This is a genomic window from Microbacterium sp. NPDC055665 (assembly GCF_053618035.1).
In genome coordinates this window covers 80,402-96,661 of sequence record NZ_JBSHGY010000002.1, presented here as the reverse complement: position 1 = coordinate 96,661, position 16,260 = coordinate 80,402, and the positions used below count along the sequence as shown (strand labels likewise).

Here is a 16,260-nt window from a genome sequence, read left to right as displayed (position 1 = left end):
GGAGCATCCATGTCGACGCCTGAAGCCGCCGTCTCCACCGCACCCGCCCGCACCGCGCACCGCCGTCACTACCTGATGTGCAAGCCGGAGCACTTCACCGTGAACTACTCCATCAACCCGTGGATGGAGCCGTCGCGGCCCACCGACACCGCCAACGCCGTGGCGCAGTGGCAGAAGCTGCACGACCTCTACCTCGAGCTCGGCCACTCGGTCGAACTCATCGAGCCGCTCGCCGGCTACCCCGACATGGTCTACACGGCCAACGGCGGATTCCTCATCGACGGCCGCGCATACGTGCCCGAGTTCCGCTTCGTCGAGCGGCAGGGTGAGGCCCCGGCGTTCGCCGACTGGTTCCGCGCGGCGGGCTACGACACCGTGATGCCGAAGGAGGTCAACGAGGGCGAGGGCGACTTCCTGCTCGTCGGCGACGTGATCCTGGCCGGCACCGGCTTCCGCTCCACCGGCGACAGCCACAGCGAGGTCGGCGAGGTGTTCGGCCGCGAGGTCGTCTCGCTCAACCTCGTCGACCCGCGCTTCTACCACCTCGACACCGCCATCGCCGTGCTCGACCCGGTGCAGGGCACGGAGAACGGCGGCCCCGAGCGCGCGAACATCGCCTACCTCCCGGGCGCCTTCGACGACGCCAGCCGCGCCGAACTCGAGAAGCGCTTCCCCGACGCGATCCTCGTGTCGGACGAAGACGGCGCGGTGTTCGGCCTCAACTCGTCGAGCGACGGCTACAACGTGATCATCTCGCCGCGCGCCAAGGGCTTCGAGAAGCAGCTGCGCGAGCGCGGATACAACCCCATCACCGTCGACCTCTCCGAGCTGCTGCTCGGCGGCGGCGGCATCAAGTGCTGCACGCTCGAGCTGCGGGGTGCCAAGTGACCGCGGTCGACGCTTCGACGGGCTCAGCGACCCAGCCGGGAGAGGCCAGCGCCGAGCCGCACGTCGCGCACAACTACCACCCGCTGCCGGTCAACATCGCCCGCGGTGAGGGCGCCTGGGTGACGGATGTCGAGGGCAAGCGCTACCTCGACCTGCTCGCCGCATACTCGGCCGTGAACTTCGGGCACCGGCATCCGGCGCTCGTGGCCGCGCTCACCGAGCAGCTCGGCCGGGTCACGCTCGTCAGCCGCGCGTTCCAGAGCGACCGGCTCGAGCCGTTCGCCGCGGCGCTCGCGGAGCTGTCGGGCAAGGACCTCGTGTTGCCGATGAACACCGGCGCCGAGGCCGTCGAGACCGGCATCAAAGTCGCTCGCGCCTGGGGCTACCGGGTCAAGGGCATCGCTGCAGGCAAGGCGCGCATCATCGTCGCCGCCGGCAACTTCCACGGCCGCACGACCACGATCGTGAGTTTCAGCGACGACGAGCAGGCACGCGACGACTTCGGTCCGTACACGCCGGGATTCGACGTCGTGCCCTACGGCGACGCGGATGCCATCGCCGCGGCGATCACCGACGACACGGCCGCCGTGCTCGTGGAGCCGATCCAGGGCGAGGCCGGCGTCGTGATCCCGCCGGAGGGCTACCTGCGCCGCATCCGCGAGATCTGCGACGAGAAGAACGTGCTGTTCATCGCCGACGAGATCCAGGCGGGACTCGGACGCGTGGGCGAGACGTTCGCCTGCGACCGCGAGGGCGTCGTGCCGGACCTGTATCTGCTCGGCAAAGCCCTCGGCGGCGGCATCCTCCCCGTCTCGGCCGTGGTCGGAAACAGCGACGTGCTCGGTGTGATCCGTCCGGGCGAGCACGGCTCGACCTTCGGTGGCAACCCGCTGGCTGCGGCCGTGGGTCTGCGCGTCGTCGAGATGCTGCAGACGGGCGAGTTCCAGGAGCGCGCCCGGGCACTCGGCGCGCATCTCGAGCAGGCGCTGCAGCCGCTGATCGGCCACGGTGTGACAGGCGTCCGCATCGCCGGTCTCTGGGCGGGCGTCGACATCGACCCCGCCAAGGGGACGGGCCGCGAGATCGCCGAGAAGCTGCTCGATCGGGGCGTGCTCGTGAAGGACACGCACGGTCAGACCATCCGCATCGCGCCGCCGCTCGTGATCCGCGCGACCGAACTGGACTGGGCGGTGGAGCAGCTCAAGCTCGTGCTCGGCTGATCGAGGTCCCGGCTCGGATGTCGGGAGAACGGACGGATGTCGGGGCGGAACACGGCGTGTCGCCCTGCATCCGTGCATCCGTCCGACATGTGGCACGGATGCCGGATGCCGGATGCCGGATGCCGGACGCGGACGCGCCCGGGAAGCGGACAGCGCCACCGCCGGGGGAGGGCCGACGCTGGGGACGACGGCTGACGGTGACGCTGCCCTTCCGGAGTGCTCAGGCCGGTGGGGAATCCGGATCGAGCGTCTTCAACGTGTCTTCCTCGGCCGCGTTGTCGGCCTGGAGCTGGTCCTCGGTCTCCTCATCGCCGCCGAGGGCTGAGCGGTGACCCTGTCCGGCGTCGCCCTGGATGGCACCGCCGGTCGATTCGCCGCGCGAGCTGTCGCCCTGGATCGCGCCGCCGCTGCCGTCGCCCTGACCGGCATCCTCATCCGGCACGCCGACATGGCGAGCGCCCTCGGCAGGATCCTGCGGGTGGGGTGTCCGTTCCGTGTTGTCGTCCATGCACCGACGGTACGTACGCCGGATGCACTCCGTAGAGGGCGTTGACAAACGGCGGAAAGTTGTTCAGCCCTCGACGTCGTCCCGCTTCGCACTCCGGATCGGAGTCGTGACGGCGGCCTCGTCGCTGAACTCGATCGGGTCGGGTCGCTCGATGACGCTCAGCGGCCGGGTCTCGTCGAGCGTGAGCAGGAAGCGGCGGTTCTCGGCGCGGCGCAGGCGTCCCGAGGTCGCCACCCAGATGACCCCGATCGCGCAGGCGACGAATCCGGCCGTGCCGCCGAGCATGATGGCGGCACGTGGCCCGAACGAGTCGGCGACCCACCCGGCGATGGGGGCACCCACGGGCGTCGAGCCCATAATCACGGCCATGTACAGGGCGAGCACGCGCCCGCGCAGCGCCGGCTCCGTCGTGATCTGCACGTACCCGTTGGCGGTGGTGAGCAGCGTCACGATCATGAAGCCGGTGAACGTCAGGGTGACGGCGTAGGAGGCGTAGGTCGGCATGGCGGACGACACGAACGCGGCGATGCCGAATCCGCCCGCGGCGAGGATCACGACACGGACGCGTGCGCGGTCGCGACGGGCCGCGAGCAGGGCGCCGATCAGCGAGCCGATCGCGAGCACCGAGCTGAGCACGCCGTAGCCGTCGGCGCCCGCGCCGAACTCCAGGGCCATGGTCGAGGCGAAGATCGGGAAGTTCATGCCGAACGCGCCGATCAGGAACACCGTGACGAACACGACCCGCAGATCGCTGCGCCCCCACACATAGCGGAACCCGGCGGCGAGGCCACCACGGCTGCGGCTCTTCAGCCGCGGCGCGAGCAGGCCGCGCCGCAGCATCGACAGCGCGAGGATCATCGCGAGGAAGGTGGCGGCGTTCACGATGAACACCCAGCCCGAACCGATCGCCACGATCAGCAGGCCACCGACCGCCGGGCCGATCATGCGGGCGAGGTTGAAGGATGCCGAGTTGAGTGCGACCGCGTTCGAGGTGTCGCCGGTCGACACCATGTCGGAGACGAACGCCTGCCGGGCCGGGGCGTCGAACGCGTTCACGACGCCGAAACCGAGTGCGAAGGCGAACATCATCGGCAGGGTCATCACGTCGTTCAGCAGCAGCACACCCACCGCGATCGCGAGGGCCAGCAGCGCCGACTGGGTGGCGAACAGGATATGGCGTCGGTCGAAGCGGTCGGCCACCCATCCGGTGAGGCTCACCAGCACGAGCGGCGGACCGAACTGCAGCGCCATGGTGACGCCCATCGCGGTGGCGTCGTTGTCGGTGAGCTCGGTGAGCACGACCCAGTCCTGGGCGGTGGCCTGCATCCAGCCGCCGACGTTCGAGACCAGGGCCCCCGCGAACCAGATGCGGTAGTTGATGTTCGCGAAGGAACGGAACATGGCGCTCATCGCTCCACCACCCGCCGCATCAGTGCGCTGGCTTCTCGGAGCGTGGTGAGCTCGGCCTCGGTGTACTCGACCTCGCGCAGCATGTCGGCCAGCAGCTCGTCGCGGCGGCGGATCGTCTCCACGACGATCTCGATGCCGGCATCGGTGATGTCGACCTGCACGCGGCGGCGGTCGTCTTCATCCGGGGTGCGCACGACGAAGCCCTGCTCCTCGAGGCCGTTGATGGTGCTGGTCATCGACGGAGCGGTCACGCGCTCGCGGACGGCGAGGGTCGAGATCGTGCGGCGACCGTTCATGCGCAGGTCGGCGAGCACCGCCAGCTGCGCATCGCTCATCGAGTCGGCCGCGCGGGCGCAGCGGAGGCGGCGGGCCAGCCGGAACGTGGCCATGCGCAGGTCTGTGGCGGTGAGGTGGAGGGATTCATCGGACGCAGACATTACTTAGATAGTCTATCTAATTCTTCGGACGCCGTCTCGGCACCGGGCACAATGGAGGGGTGACCCGAACGCTCGCCCTGGAAATCGCCGTGCAGGACCCCGCCGGAGTGCGCATCGCCGCCGAGATCGGCGCCGACCGCGTCGAGCTCGCCACGGCCCTCGCGCTCGGCGGACTGACCCCGTCTCCCGCGACGCTCGAGCTGGCGGTCGAGGCGGCCGGAGCGGACGGTCCCGAGGTGCACGTGCTCATCCGGCCGCGCGCGGGCGGCTTCCACTACGCCGACGACGAGCTGGCGATCAGCGAGCGCGACGTGCGACGCGCGATCGCTGCGGGTGCCACCGGCGTGGTCATCGGCGCCCTCGACGCGGAGGGACGCCTCGACCTCGACGCCATGGCGCGGCTGCGCGATGCCGCAGGCGGATCTCCCGTCACCCTGCATCGCGCGATCGACGTGACGGCCGACCCCGTCGCCACGCTGCGCAGCGCCCGCGAGCTGGGCCTTGCTCGCGTGCTGACCTCGGGTGGGGCATCCGCCGCGATCGACGGCATCGACACCCTGCGTGCGCTGGTCGCCGCAGCCGAGGGAGAGATCCAGGTCATGGCCGGCAGTGGAGTCGATGTCGCCAGCGCCCCGGTGCTCGCCGCGGCCGGCGTCGACGCGATCCATTTCTCCGCCAAGCGCGCCGTGATCGAAGACGGCGGCGTGCGGATGGGCTCGGCCTCCGACGGCGTCGGCGGCTACGAGGTCACCGACCGCGACATCGCCTTCGCGATCCGGGATGCCGTCGCGCGGTAGGCGGTCCCGGCGCCCGGTCGCTAGGCTCGCAGCGTGACGGATACGCGCGAGTTCACCGACGCCCATGGCGTGGCCATCGTCTACGACGTGCATCCGGCCGCGGGGACTCCTCGCGGAGTCGTGCAGCTCCTGCACGGCGTCGGCGAGCACGCCGGACGATACGGCGCCCTGATCGGCGCCCTCACGGGGGCCGGTTTCCACGTCTACGCCGACGATCACCGAGGCCATGGCCGCACCGGCATCCGTCAGCACGGCGGACCCGAGAAATTGGGGAGGCTCGGCGTCGGCGGCCTTCGCGCGGCCGAGGATGCCGTCTGGCAGCTGACCGGGATCATCCGAGACGAGAACCCCGATCTGCCGCTGGTGCTGCTCGGCCACTCGTGGGGGTCGTTCCTGGCGCAGATGCTCGTGAACCACCACCCGGAGGCGTGGGATGCCGTGATCCTCTCCGGCTCCGCACTGCGCACGCCCGGCTTCCTCAACGCCGCACCCCTGAACGCGCGGTGGGCGAAGGACGAAGGCGCCACCGGGCTCGAATGGCTCAGCCGCGATCCTGCCGTGTGGGCCGCATTCGCCGACGATCCGCTCACGACCGACGTCCCGCTGCTCAAGCTCTTCGGCCCGATCGAGGCCGCACGGCTGTACGGGCGTCCGGCCAAGGACCTGGGCCGCGACATCCCGATGCTGCTCCTCGTCGGTCGCGATGACCCGGTGGGCGGACCCCGCAGCGTGCACAAGCTCGCCGACGAGTACCGCAGCCGGTCCGGCCTCACCGATGTGACCACGCTGGTGTATCCGGATGCGCGGCACGAGATCTTCGCCGAACTGCAGCAGGACGAGGTGCGCGCCGACGTGCTCGCCTGGCTCGACAAGCAGATCCCCGCGCGCTGAGCGGCCGCTCGCACCTCGAGACCCCGGGTTCGCGTCCACACCCCGGGGTGGCTGCGCGCGCACGGCGGGGTCTCGGTGGGAAGGCGGGGTCTCGTCGGTGCGGGGCCGGATGTGACGCGGAATGACGCGGCGTGAAGTCGTGTGACGGAGCCGTTCCTCGGGCTCGGTCCCGACCGTAGATTCGGGTCAATATTCCGCGCAGGAGCGAGGAGCGCGCCCGTGTGCGCTGCTCGCACGGGAGGGACCGCACCGATGAGCTTCGTGAAGGACTGGCAGGACTGGCACGCGTCGCGCGAGCGGTACGCGGGGTCGGAGTACGGTCCGTCGGCGCTCGAGTCGACGAACTGGCTCATCACGGAGGCGGCGGCGGTCGACGGCATCCCCGGGCTCTGGGCCCTCACCGGCGACGGCGGCATCCGCGGCAGCGAGCTCGGCCAGACGGGGTCGACTGTGGTCCTGCGCGGCTCGGAGAGCATCCGCCTCGGCCGCCGTGAGCTGCGCGTGTTCGATCGCCACGGTGCGCTGGCGCTGCGGGTGCTCAACCCGGCACGACCGCAGCGTGAGTGGTTCACCGCGATCGACGCCTATGCGCCCGACGAGCGCTGGCGACTCCCCGCGGTGTTCGAGGAGACTCCGGACGAGCAGATCCTGATCACGTCGGTCGACGGCGGGGCCCGCGAGACTCCCGTCGCCGGGCGGCTGCGGTTCGAACTGGCCGGTGCGCCGCAGACGCTGACCGTCACCAGGAACGGACAGGGGGCGTTGAGCGCAGTCTTCGCCGACGGCACCAACGGCCTGGAGACGTATCGCTTCCGGTTCCTGCCGGTCGACGAACCCGCCGCCGACGGCGCGGCCGTGATCGACTTCAACCGCGCCTACCTGCCGCCGTGCGCGTTCTCGGACCAGTACGTCTGCCCGCTGCCGCCCGCGGAGAACCGATACTCGACGCCGATCCGCGCCGGCGAGCGCGTGGTGGTGCTCGGCGGCTGATCCGCGGCCGGCGGTCGATCCGGCTCGGCGGCTGATGCGCTCGGGTGATCCGGGTAGTCGAGCCCGCCGCATCCGAGGCCGCGCGCCTTAAGCTGGTTCCGTGCACGGTGAATACAAGGTCCCAGGTGGAAAGCTCGTCGTCGTCGACCTCGAGATCGAAGACGACCGGATCGCCCGCTTCCGCCTCGCCGGCGACTTCTTCCTCGAGCCGGACTCAGCCCTCGACGACATCAACGCCGCGGTGAACGGGCTGCCCGCCGAGTCGGACTCGACGGCGATCGCCACGGCCGTCCGCAGCGCGCTGCCCGACGGGGCTCAGCTGCTCGGCTTCTCGCCCGAAGCCGTCGGCACCGCGGTGCGCCGCGCGCTCGTGACGGCCCCGGGATGGCGTGACTTCGACTGGGAGATCGTGCACGACCAGGCGGTCTCGCCGCGCATGAACCTCGCCCTCGACGAGGTGCTCACCGCCCGTGTCGGCGAGGGGCGACGGCGTCCCACCCTGCGCATCTGGGAGTGGAACGAGTCGGCCGTCGTGATCGGGTCGTTCCAGTCGTACCGCAACGAGGTCGATCCCGAGGGCGCCGCACGGCACGGTTTCGACGTGGTCCGCCGCATCTCCGGCGGCGGGGCGATGCTCATGGCCGCGGGGCAGATCATCACGTATTCGCTGTATGTGCCGGCATCGCTCGTCGCGGGCATGACGTTCGCCGACTCCTACGCCTTCCTCGACGACTGGGTGCTGCAGGCGCTGCGGTCTCTCGGCATCGATGCGGTGTACCAGCCGCTCAACGACATCGCGAGCCCGACCGGCAAGATCGGCGGTGCCGCGCAGAAGCGCCTCGCCAACGGGGGAGTGCTGCACCACGCGACGCTGTCGTACGACATCGACGGTCAGGTGATGACCGAGGTGCTGCGCATCGGCCGCGAGAAGCTCAGCGACAAGGGCACCACGTCGGCCGCAAAGCGCGTCGACCCGCTGCGCAGCCAGACCGGACTCGAGCGCGCCGAGATCATCGAGCGGTTCAAAGACACGTTCCGCTCGCTGACCGACGCCGAGACCGGCACGATCACCGCGGACGAGTATGCCGACGCGGAGGCACTCGTCGCGTCGAAGTTCGCCACTGAGGCGTGGCTGCATCGGGTGCCGTGACCGCGCCGGACGACGGATCCGAAACCCGGACGAATGCGCTTCCCGCGGCCGTGGCCGCGCCGGACGACGGACCCGAAACTCGGACGAATGCGCTTCCCGCGGCCGAATCCACGGATTCCGGCCGAGGGAAGCGCGTTTCTCCGACGCAGGCGCGGGGCGCGGTCACCATCATCGAGGGTGACAACCTCGCCGTCGCGGCGACCCTGCCCACGGGTTCCTTCACGCTCGTGTACCTCGACCCGCCGTTCAACACCGGCCGGACGCAGGGCCGGCAGGTGGTCACCGCGCGCCGGACGTTCACAACTCAGGAAGAATCCGAGCCCGTCACCGAAGAACCCCCGGAACTCCGCGAGCCGGATGCAGCGACCGGCTCGAATCTGAGGAGTTCTGAACGGGCCGTCGCCGAGACCGAAGCCGCGCCGACGGCCGCGACCGTGCCCACCGCCGAGGTGCGGCACGGGTTCCACGGCCACGCGTACGAGCGGGTGCGCGGAATGCTGCGCGCCTACGACGACCGCTTCGACGACTACGGCTCCTTCCTGATGCCGCGGCTCGAGGAGGCATGGCGGCTGCTCGCCGACGACGGCACTCTGTACCTGCACCTCGACTACCGGGAGGCGCACTACGCGAAGGTGATGCTCGACGCCGTGTTCGGGCGGGACTGCTTCCTCAACGAGCTGATCTGGGCGTATGACTACGGCGCCAAGTCGCGAAGCCGCTGGCCCACCAAGCACGACACGATCCTGGTGTACGTGAAGAATCCGCGGACGTACGTCTTCAACTCCGATGAGGTCGACCGCGAGCCGTACATGGCGCCGGGACTGGTGACCGCCGAGAAGGCCGCGCGCGGCAAGCTGCCGACCGACGTCTGGTGGCACACGATCGTGCCGACGACGGGGCGCGAGAAGACCGGCTATCCCACGCAGAAACCCGAGGGGATCCTGCGCCGCATCGTGACCGCATCCAGCCGCCCCGGCGACCGTGTGCTCGACCTCTTCGCCGGCAGCGGCACGACCGGCGCCGTGGCGTCGGAGCTCGGCCGTGACGCCGTGCTGGTCGATGACAACCCCGAGGCGATCGGGGTCATGAAGACGCGGATGCCGCACGCCGAGGTGATCACACCCGGCTGAGGCCTCTTTCGATGTGGCCCGCTCACTGCCCGCGACCAGGAGAATGCTGTCATGACCGACATCGACTTCGAGACCACCGCCGACTTCGTCGAGGTGACGACCGCCGCAGGGCGGGTGCGCGGACGCTGGCGTCCGACCACCGGCGGACGCGGCAATCCGCGGTCGGCGGCGTTCCTCGGCATCCCGTTCGCGGAGGCGCCGATCGGGGAGCTGCGCTTCCGGGCGCCCGTGCCGAAGGCGCCGTGGGAGGGTGTGCGCGATGCGCTCGAGTTCGCCGCCACCGCGCAGCGTGGCGATCCCGGCGTCACGCTCATCCCCGAGCCGAGCATCGAGGGCGAGTCGACGCTCAACGTCAACGTGTTCACACCGAGTCCGGCCCGTGCCGAACCGGGGACCGGACTCCCGGTGCTCGTCTGGATCCACGGCGGCGGATACTTCGCCGGCTCACCCGCGAGCCCCTGGTACGACGGCCGCAACTTCAACCGCGACGGCGTCGTGACCGTGTCGATCTCGTATCGACTGGGCTTCGACGGCTTCGGGTGGATCGAGGATGCTCCCTCGAACCGTGGTGTCCGCGACTGGCTGCTCGCACTGGAGTGGGTGCAGGAGAACATCGCCGAGTTCGGCGGAGATCCGTCGCGCGTGACGATCGCCGGGCAGTCCGCGGGCGGCGGTGCCGTGCTGACCCTGCTCGGCATGGAGAAGGCGCAGCACCTGTTCCAGGGCGTCTATGCGATCTCCGGCGCGCTCGCCGATGTCGCCACCACCCGCGCCGAAGCGTTCGGCCGCGCGCTCGCCGCAGCAGGCGGGGTCGAGCCGACCGTGGCCGGGTTCTCGTCGCTGTCCGAGGAGCGCATCCTCGAGTTGCAGAAGAAGGCGACCGAGCTCGGGCCGTCGGCGGTCGGCACCATGATCGAGGAAGGGCTGCCGCTCGGGCCGAGCATCGACGGCGATCTGCTGCCGCGTTCGACGCGCGAGGCGCTCGCCGCGGGTGTCGGCGCCGACAAGCCGCTGGTGCTCGGGGCGACCGACGACGAGTTCACCATGGTGTTCTCGGATGCGGCGAAGAAGCTCCGCTGGGTGCCTCGGTCGCTGCTGCTGGGAAAGCTCGGGCTGCCGAAGGCCGCGCGCCGCGAGTACCTCGCGGCCAACGCCGACGTCACGCGACTCGGCAATGCCCGCGTCGCCGGGCGACTGCTGACCGACCGGATGTTCCGCTCGGCGCTGCTGAAGGTCGTCGCCGACCGCGGCGCGGCGCCGACCTGGGTGTATCGGTTCTCCTGGCCGTCGGGGCACTTCGGCTTCGCCGAGCACTGCCTCGACGTGCCGTTCTTCTTCGACTGCCTGGACGGCCCGGCGATGGAGCCGCTCGCCGGACCGAACCCGCCGCAGGCGCTGGCCGACGAGGTGCACGGTGCGGCGGTCGCGTTCGTCACCGGCGGTGACCCCGGGTGGCCGCGTCACGAGGGCACTGCGGGCATCGTCCGCGTCTATGACGTGCCGACGCGCGACGTGCGCGACGCCTATGCCTCCGTGCGCCCGCTGCTGGGGGCATCCTCCTGACGCTTTCGAATCGCGCCTGCCGTCAGGCCACGTAGACCTTGCGAAGCGTCTCGGTGACGGTCCAGGTGGTGCGCATGCCCTCGGTGAGGCGCACGACCGAGCCCGGGCCGATCGAGAGGTCGGGCAGCTCCGGCGAGGCGAAGGAGATCGTCGCGCGGCCGGACAGCACCGCGAACACCTCGTCGGCCTCGGTGTCGGTCGCGGTGCCCGGCGTCATCTCCCACACACCGATCTCGACCCCGCCGAGGGTCGCCAGCTCGTGCACGGCGGTCGTCGGGGCGCCGGCGAGCACCTCCTCCGCGGGGAGCGGCTCGTGCGTGAGGACCAGCGCGCCGGCATCCACCCCCGCCCCGGCGGCGAGGCCGCTCATGAGTCGAAGCCCATGCCGACGGCGTCGAGGGCCTTGAGGAACAGGTTGCACTTGCCCTCGTTGTGGTCGGCCCGGTTCATGGCCGCGCGTACGAGGTTCACGCCGATCGAGGCGGCGGGTTCGGGCGGGAACGGGATGGGCTTCTCGCGCACCATCCGCAGCTCGGTGCGCTCTGTCGAATCCCCCGACAGCTTGTCGAGCATGACGTCGGCGGCGAAGCGCGCGGCGCCGACGCCCAGTCCGGTGAAGCCGGTGGCATAGGTGACGCGGCCCTTGCGGGCGGTGCCGAAGAACGCGCAGAAGCGGCTCGACGAGTCGATCGCCCCGGCCCAGCGGTGGGTGAAGCGCAGGCCCTGCAGCTGCGGGAAGGTCGTGAAGAAGTGCGAAGCGAGCTTGCGGTGGCTCTCGATGCGGTCCTCGTACTCCGGGCGCACCTTGCCGCCGTAGTGGTAGACCGCGTCGTAGCCCCCGAACAGGATGCGGTCGTCGGCGGTGAGCCGGTAGTAGTGGAACTGGTTCGCGCTGTCGGCCAGGCCCTGACGGTTCGACCAGCCGATCGACGCGAGCTGTTCCGTCGAGAGCGGCTCGGTCATCAGCACGTAGTCGTACACCGGCACGGTCATCAGGCGGTTGCGCTTCAGCAGCGAGGGGAACGCGTTGGTGCCGAGCGCCACGGCATCCGCCACGACCCGACCGTTCGGGGTGACCAGGGTGATCGGACCAGACCCGTCGCCCTCGATGGCGCGCACGATGCTGTGCTCGTAGATCTCGACGCCGAGGTCTGCGGCCACGCGGGCCAGCTCGACGCCCAGCTTGGCGGGATGCACCATCGCGGAGCCCTCGCGGTCCCAGGCTCCGGCGAGGAACGTCTCGGAGTGCACCTCCGCCTGCACGGCGTCGCGATCGAGGAAGCCGGGTTCGTCGCGGAGCCACTCGACCTGGTGCGGTTCGACTGCGACGGCCAGCTGGCCGGTGCGCTCGAACTCCGCATCCATCCCGTAGCGGGCGACGGTCTGCTCGATGCCGTCGAGGTTCTCGTGGCCCAGCTCCTCGAGCCGGTCGATCTCCTCGGGCCACCGGTTCACCCCGTTCTCGTGGCCGTGCGTGAGACTCGACTCGCAGAAGCCGCCGTTGCGACCGGATGCCGCCCACGCGATCCGCGATGCTTCCAGCAGGACGACGCGGCGCTCGGGGTCGCGCTCCTTGGCGCGCACCGCGGTCCACAGCCCGGCATATCCACCGCCGACGATGGCGAGGTCGGCGCGGACCGTGCCGTTCAGACGCGGATGCGTCGGCCGATCGACATCGTCGAGCCAGAACACCCGGAGAGCGGTGTCGCGCAGGGAGTCGTCGATGACCCCCTGCGGCGGCTGCCGGCGTTCGAAGACGGTGGTTCCCATGATCACTCCGATGCGTTCGGGGCGCGCCTCAGCGCGTGCCCCAGTTGTAGAGGTCTTTGTAGAGGCCGGCGTAGAGCAGGCTCTCGGTGTGCGCGATGCCCGGAATCGTTCGGATGCGGGTCGCGATGAGGTCGATCAGGTGCTCGTCGTCCTCGCACACGGCCTCGACGAGGATGTCGAAGGTGCCGAGCACGACGACGACGTACGCCAGTTCCGGGATCAGGGTGAGCTCCTCGGCGATCGCGCGGGGGTCGCCGGAGACGCGGATGCCGATCATCGACATGCGGTGGAAACCGAGCTGCATGGGATCGGTGACCGCGACGATCTGGATGATGCCGGCCTCGGTCATCCGCTGCACGCGCTGCCGGGCGGCGGCTTCGCTGAGGCCGACCTCGCGGGCGATCTCCGCGTAGGGGCGGCGGCCGTCCTCCTGGAGGAGCTCGACGATGCGCTTCGAGATGTCGTCCAGTGCGGGCTGGGCAGGCTTGGGGCTCATCTGTCGATATTGACAGTCTAAGTCTGATTCTGCAACTGATTCAGTCGATACACCCGGGTGAAATCTTCCGATTCCGCAGGGTGCGCGCTACCATGACGGCATGTCCCGCACCCTTCTGAAGAACTCGGCGCCGTTGCAGAACTTCATCGGCGGCCGCTCCGTGCCCGCGACCGGGACGGAACGGATGCCGCTCCTCGATCCTGTCACCGAAGCCGTCTACGGTGAACTGCCGATCTCCGACGGCGCCGATGTCGACGCCGCTTACGCCGCGGCATCCGCCGCCTTCCCGCTCTGGCGCGACACGACGCCGGCCGATCGGCAGCTGGCGCTGTTCCGGATCGCCGATGAGATGGAGTCGCGGGCCGAGGAGTTCGCCGATCTGGAGTCGCAGGACACTGGCAAGCCGCGCGCGAGCCTCGTCGCCGATGAGATCATGCAGTCAGTGGATCAGTTGCGCTTCTTCGCCGGCGCCGCCCGCAGCCTGGAGGGCCGCGCGGCGGGGGAGTACCTCGCCGGGTACACCTCCTTCGTGCGCCGCGAGCCGGTCGGCGTGATCGGCCAGGTGACCCCGTGGAACTACCCGCTGAACATGGCCGTCTGGAAGATCGCGCCCGCGCTCGCCGCCGGGAACACGGTCGTGCTCAAGCCCGCGGAGTCGACACCGCTGACCACGCTCCTGCTCGCCGAGATCGTCGCGCAACACACCCCGGCCGGCACGCTCAACGTCGTGCTCGGCGATCGTGACACGGGCGTCGCGCTGGTGGAGCATCCGACTCCGCAGATGGTCGCGATCACGGGATCGGTGCGCGCAGGCATGGCGGTGGCGCGCTCGGCGGCGAACGACGTCAAGCGCGTGCACCTGGAGCTCGGCGGCAAGGCGCCGGCGATCGTGTTCGAGGATGCATCGCTGGAGAAGGCGGTCGACGGGATCATCACCGGGGCCTTCTTCAACGGCGGGCAGGACTGCACCGCCGCCACTCGGGTGTTGGTGCACGCCTCGCGGCACGATGAGCTCGTCGCCGCGCTGGTGGCCAGGGCGAAGACGCACGCGCGCACGGGCGGGCCGCACGAGGAGGGTGTGCTGTACGGCCCGCTGAGCAGCGCGGCCCAGCTCGATCAGGTGCAGGGCTTCATCGACCGGCTGCCCGCGCACGCGACCATCGAGACCGGCGGACGGCGTCAGGGGGATCAGGGCTACTTCTGGGAGGCCACGATCGTCTCGGGCGTGCGGCAGGACGACGAGGTCGTGCAGGGTGAGATCTTCGGCCCGGTGCTCACGGTGCAGCCGTTCGATGACGACGACGAGGCGCTCGAGCTGGCGAACGACGTGCCCTATGCGCTCGCCGCCTCAGTGTGGACGACCGATCACACGAGGGCGATGCGCTTCTCGCGAGACCTCGACTTCGGCTGCGTGTGGATCAACACGCACATCCCGTTCGTGTCGGACATGCCCCACGGCGGGTTCAAGCACTCCGGATACGGCAAGGACCTCTCGCAGTACGGCTTCGACGACTACACCCGCATCAAGCACGTGATGAGCGCGCTCGACTGAGCTGCGGTGCGCGTCTGGTGGGCGCCGAAGCCCCGGGCTTCCGCCGAAGCCCCGGGCTTCCGTCGACGGCACAACGGGGTCTCGGTGCCAAGTCGGGGTCTCGCCGGGATGCCCGGTGGTGCGGGTCAGGTCACGTGCGTCTGGAGCCAGGGCATGGGATCGACGGCGACCGTGTTGATGTGGACCTCGAAGTGCAAGCAGGAGCCGAACACGTATCCGGTCGATCCGACGTCGCCGATGTACTGGCCCTCGTCGACGCAGTCGCCGACCTCGACCGCACGGGTTCCGTAGTTCATGTGCGAGTAGACGGTGCTGACCGCCTGCCCGTCGACGATGCTCTCGATCTGGATCGTCACGCCGTAGCCCTGGTAGCTCTCGGTGGAGCGGGACACGCAGCCCTTCATCGCGGCGTTGATCGGCGTTCCCACACCCGCAGCGAAGTCCTGGCCCAGGTGAGACCGGCCCGGCCGTGAGGCGCCGAAGCCGTCGGTGAACGAGTACGTGCCGTCTGCCATCGGCATGACGATGCGGTCGGCGATGGGGATCTCGACCGCGCTCCCGAGCGGCATGCCCGCAGCGAGGGCGGCGGCGACGGCCCGTGAGCGCGTCTCCTCGATCTCCTCGGGCGTCGTCGCCGAGAAGGTTCCCCGCGGAGCGATCTCGGCACGGATCTCGTCCGTCGATGTGGACGCCGACGCGGACGTGTAGGACTGCGCGGCATCGGCTGCGGCCGCTGTGGTGAGGCTGGTGGTGGCGACGGCCCCATCGCTTCCCGTGGCGAGTGCGGGCAGTGCCGCACCGGTGACCATCACGCCGATCGCGAACGTGGCCCCGAGCGCCTTGGCCTTCGCCCACGGACGCTTGGCTCGGCCGGTCCGGACCGACGGCGCTGCCTTCTGCGGCTTCGTGCGCCCAGGGCGCGCGCGAACACCCCGGGTGCCGCGCCGGCCGGCGCCCCGCGCCTGCGGACGAGCGGTCGGTGCAGCGGGAGCTGTGGCGGCCGGTGTGGCGGGCGATGCGGCCGGTGTAGCGGGCGAGGCGGACGGTGTGGGGTCGATCGCGTCGGGTGCGTCGATCGCGACGATCGAGTCGAGTGCGTCGATTGCGTCGCGTGTGTCGAGGGCGTCGATCGCTTCGATCGCGTCGGGTGCGTCGGGTGCGTCGGGTGCGTCGGGTGCGTCGGGTGCGTCGGGTGCGTCGATCGCGTCGATCGCGTCGCGTGTGTCGAGGAGGTCGGTGGAAGTCGGTGCGCCGGCGGCATCGCCTGCGTGGGGTGCACCGGCCGGCTCTCGTGCGTCGACCGCGCCGAGTGCATCTGCTGTGCGGGCGCGCTGTCCGTTGCCCGCGCGGGTTGCATCCATCGCGGGGGGACTCTGCGGCTCCGTGGACGCGGAGCGTCGCAAGTCGCGCCGCAAGCGCGGTCGGGCCGAGTCGGGGGCTTCTGAGAAGGCTTCCGAG

16 protein-coding genes are annotated in these 16,260 nt (G+C 70.3%); 9 read left to right on the top strand and 7 right to left on the bottom strand.

Translation table 11 applies throughout. The annotated features are described in order from the left end of the window. The first annotated feature begins 9 nt into the window (after positions 1-9). Both ddaH and rocD read left to right on the top strand, forming a co-directional pair. Positions 10-888 carry a dimethylargininase gene (ddaH, locus tag ACWGO6_RS06120; RefSeq protein ID WP_452326185.1) on the top strand — a complete coding sequence of 293 codons (879 nt, stop codon included), beginning with the start codon at positions 10-12 and terminating at the stop codon, positions 886-888. Further along, complete coding sequence (gene rocD, locus ACWGO6_RS06115; protein WP_452326184.1) at positions 885-2,108, top strand: ornithine--oxo-acid transaminase; 1,224 nt, start codon at positions 885-887, stop codon at positions 2,106-2,108. The genes ddaH and rocD overlap by 4 nt, the downstream gene beginning before the upstream one ends. 220 nt (positions 2,109-2,328) lie before the next feature. Here rocD and ACWGO6_RS06110 read toward each other — a convergent pair whose 3' ends face one another. The 3 genes from ACWGO6_RS06110 to ACWGO6_RS06100 all read right to left on the bottom strand — a co-directional run bounded on the left by ACWGO6_RS06110 (position 2,329) and on the right by ACWGO6_RS06100 (position 4,463). After that, entirely contained in the window at positions 2,329-2,616 is a 288-nt protein-coding gene (locus ACWGO6_RS06110) for a hypothetical protein (RefSeq protein ID WP_136041305.1), read from the bottom strand. A gap of 63 nt (positions 2,617-2,679) precedes the next feature. After that, positions 2,680-4,017 (bottom strand): MFS transporter, encoded by a 1,338-nt coding sequence (locus ACWGO6_RS06105; protein ID WP_452326183.1) that lies wholly within the window; start codon positions 4,015-4,017, stop codon positions 2,680-2,682. Between the two features lie 5 nt (positions 4,018-4,022). Further along, entirely contained in the window at positions 4,023-4,463 is a 441-nt protein-coding gene (locus ACWGO6_RS06100) for a MarR family winged helix-turn-helix transcriptional regulator (protein ID WP_452326182.1), read from the bottom strand. Between the two features lie 59 nt (positions 4,464-4,522). Here ACWGO6_RS06100 and ACWGO6_RS06095 point away from each other — a divergent pair, with 59 nt between their 5' ends. The 6 genes from ACWGO6_RS06095 to ACWGO6_RS06070 all read left to right on the top strand — a co-directional run bounded on the left by ACWGO6_RS06095 (position 4,523) and on the right by ACWGO6_RS06070 (position 10,984). After that, positions 4,523-5,260: a copper homeostasis protein CutC gene (locus tag ACWGO6_RS06095; protein ID WP_452326181.1), complete on the top strand. Its 738-nt coding sequence runs from the start codon at positions 4,523-4,525 to the stop codon at positions 5,258-5,260. A 33-nt stretch (positions 5,261-5,293) separates the two neighbouring features. Further along, positions 5,294-6,151 carry an alpha/beta fold hydrolase gene (locus ACWGO6_RS06090; RefSeq protein WP_452326180.1) on the top strand — a complete coding sequence of 286 codons (858 nt, stop codon included), beginning with the start codon at positions 5,294-5,296 and terminating at the stop codon, positions 6,149-6,151. A 252-nt stretch (positions 6,152-6,403) separates the two neighbouring features. Then, the gene (locus ACWGO6_RS06085) at positions 6,404-7,141 is read left to right on the top strand and encodes a DUF1684 domain-containing protein (protein ID WP_452326179.1); all 738 of its coding nucleotides are present in this window, start codon (positions 6,404-6,406) and stop codon (positions 7,139-7,141) included. 100 nt (positions 7,142-7,241) lie between these two features. Next, positions 7,242-8,291, top strand: a complete 1,050-nt coding sequence (locus ACWGO6_RS06080; RefSeq protein WP_452326178.1) for a lipoate--protein ligase family protein — start codon at positions 7,242-7,244, stop codon at positions 8,289-8,291. Positions 8,292-8,458: 167 nt separating this feature from the next. Beyond that, complete coding sequence (locus ACWGO6_RS06075; RefSeq protein WP_452326524.1) at positions 8,459-9,421, top strand: DNA-methyltransferase; 963 nt, start codon at positions 8,459-8,461, stop codon at positions 9,419-9,421. Between the two features lie 51 nt (positions 9,422-9,472). Continuing rightward, the gene (locus tag ACWGO6_RS06070; RefSeq protein ID WP_452326177.1) at positions 9,473-10,984 is read left to right on the top strand and encodes a carboxylesterase/lipase family protein; all 1,512 of its coding nucleotides are present in this window, start codon (positions 9,473-9,475) and stop codon (positions 10,982-10,984) included. A gap of 22 nt (positions 10,985-11,006) precedes the next feature. Here ACWGO6_RS06070 and ACWGO6_RS06065 read toward each other — a convergent pair whose 3' ends face one another. Genes ACWGO6_RS06065 through ACWGO6_RS06055 form a run of 3 tightly spaced genes read right to left on the bottom strand, consistent with a single transcriptional unit; the run spans position 11,007 to position 13,250 of the window. Next, positions 11,007-11,354, bottom strand: a complete 348-nt coding sequence (locus ACWGO6_RS06065; RefSeq protein WP_452326176.1) for a cupin domain-containing protein — start codon at positions 11,352-11,354, stop codon at positions 11,007-11,009. Further along, complete coding sequence (locus ACWGO6_RS06060) at positions 11,351-12,754, bottom strand: NAD(P)/FAD-dependent oxidoreductase (protein WP_452326175.1); 1,404 nt, start codon at positions 12,752-12,754, stop codon at positions 11,351-11,353. Before ACWGO6_RS06060 ends, ACWGO6_RS06065 begins: the two co-directional genes overlap by 4 nt. A gap of 28 nt (positions 12,755-12,782) precedes the next feature. Then, positions 12,783-13,250, bottom strand: a complete 468-nt coding sequence (locus tag ACWGO6_RS06055) for an Lrp/AsnC family transcriptional regulator (protein ID WP_136041296.1) — start codon at positions 13,248-13,250, stop codon at positions 12,783-12,785. A gap of 100 nt (positions 13,251-13,350) precedes the next feature. Here ACWGO6_RS06055 and ACWGO6_RS06050 point away from each other — a divergent pair, with 100 nt between their 5' ends. Continuing rightward, positions 13,351-14,802, top strand: a complete 1,452-nt coding sequence (locus ACWGO6_RS06050; protein WP_452326174.1) for a gamma-aminobutyraldehyde dehydrogenase — start codon at positions 13,351-13,353, stop codon at positions 14,800-14,802. A gap of 125 nt (positions 14,803-14,927) precedes the next feature. Here ACWGO6_RS06050 and ACWGO6_RS06045 read toward each other — a convergent pair whose 3' ends face one another. Continuing rightward, the gene (locus tag ACWGO6_RS06045) at positions 14,928-16,163 is read right to left on the bottom strand and encodes a M23 family metallopeptidase (protein WP_452326173.1); all 1,236 of its coding nucleotides are present in this window, start codon (positions 16,161-16,163) and stop codon (positions 14,928-14,930) included. Between the last annotated feature and the right edge of the window lie 97 nt (positions 16,164-16,260).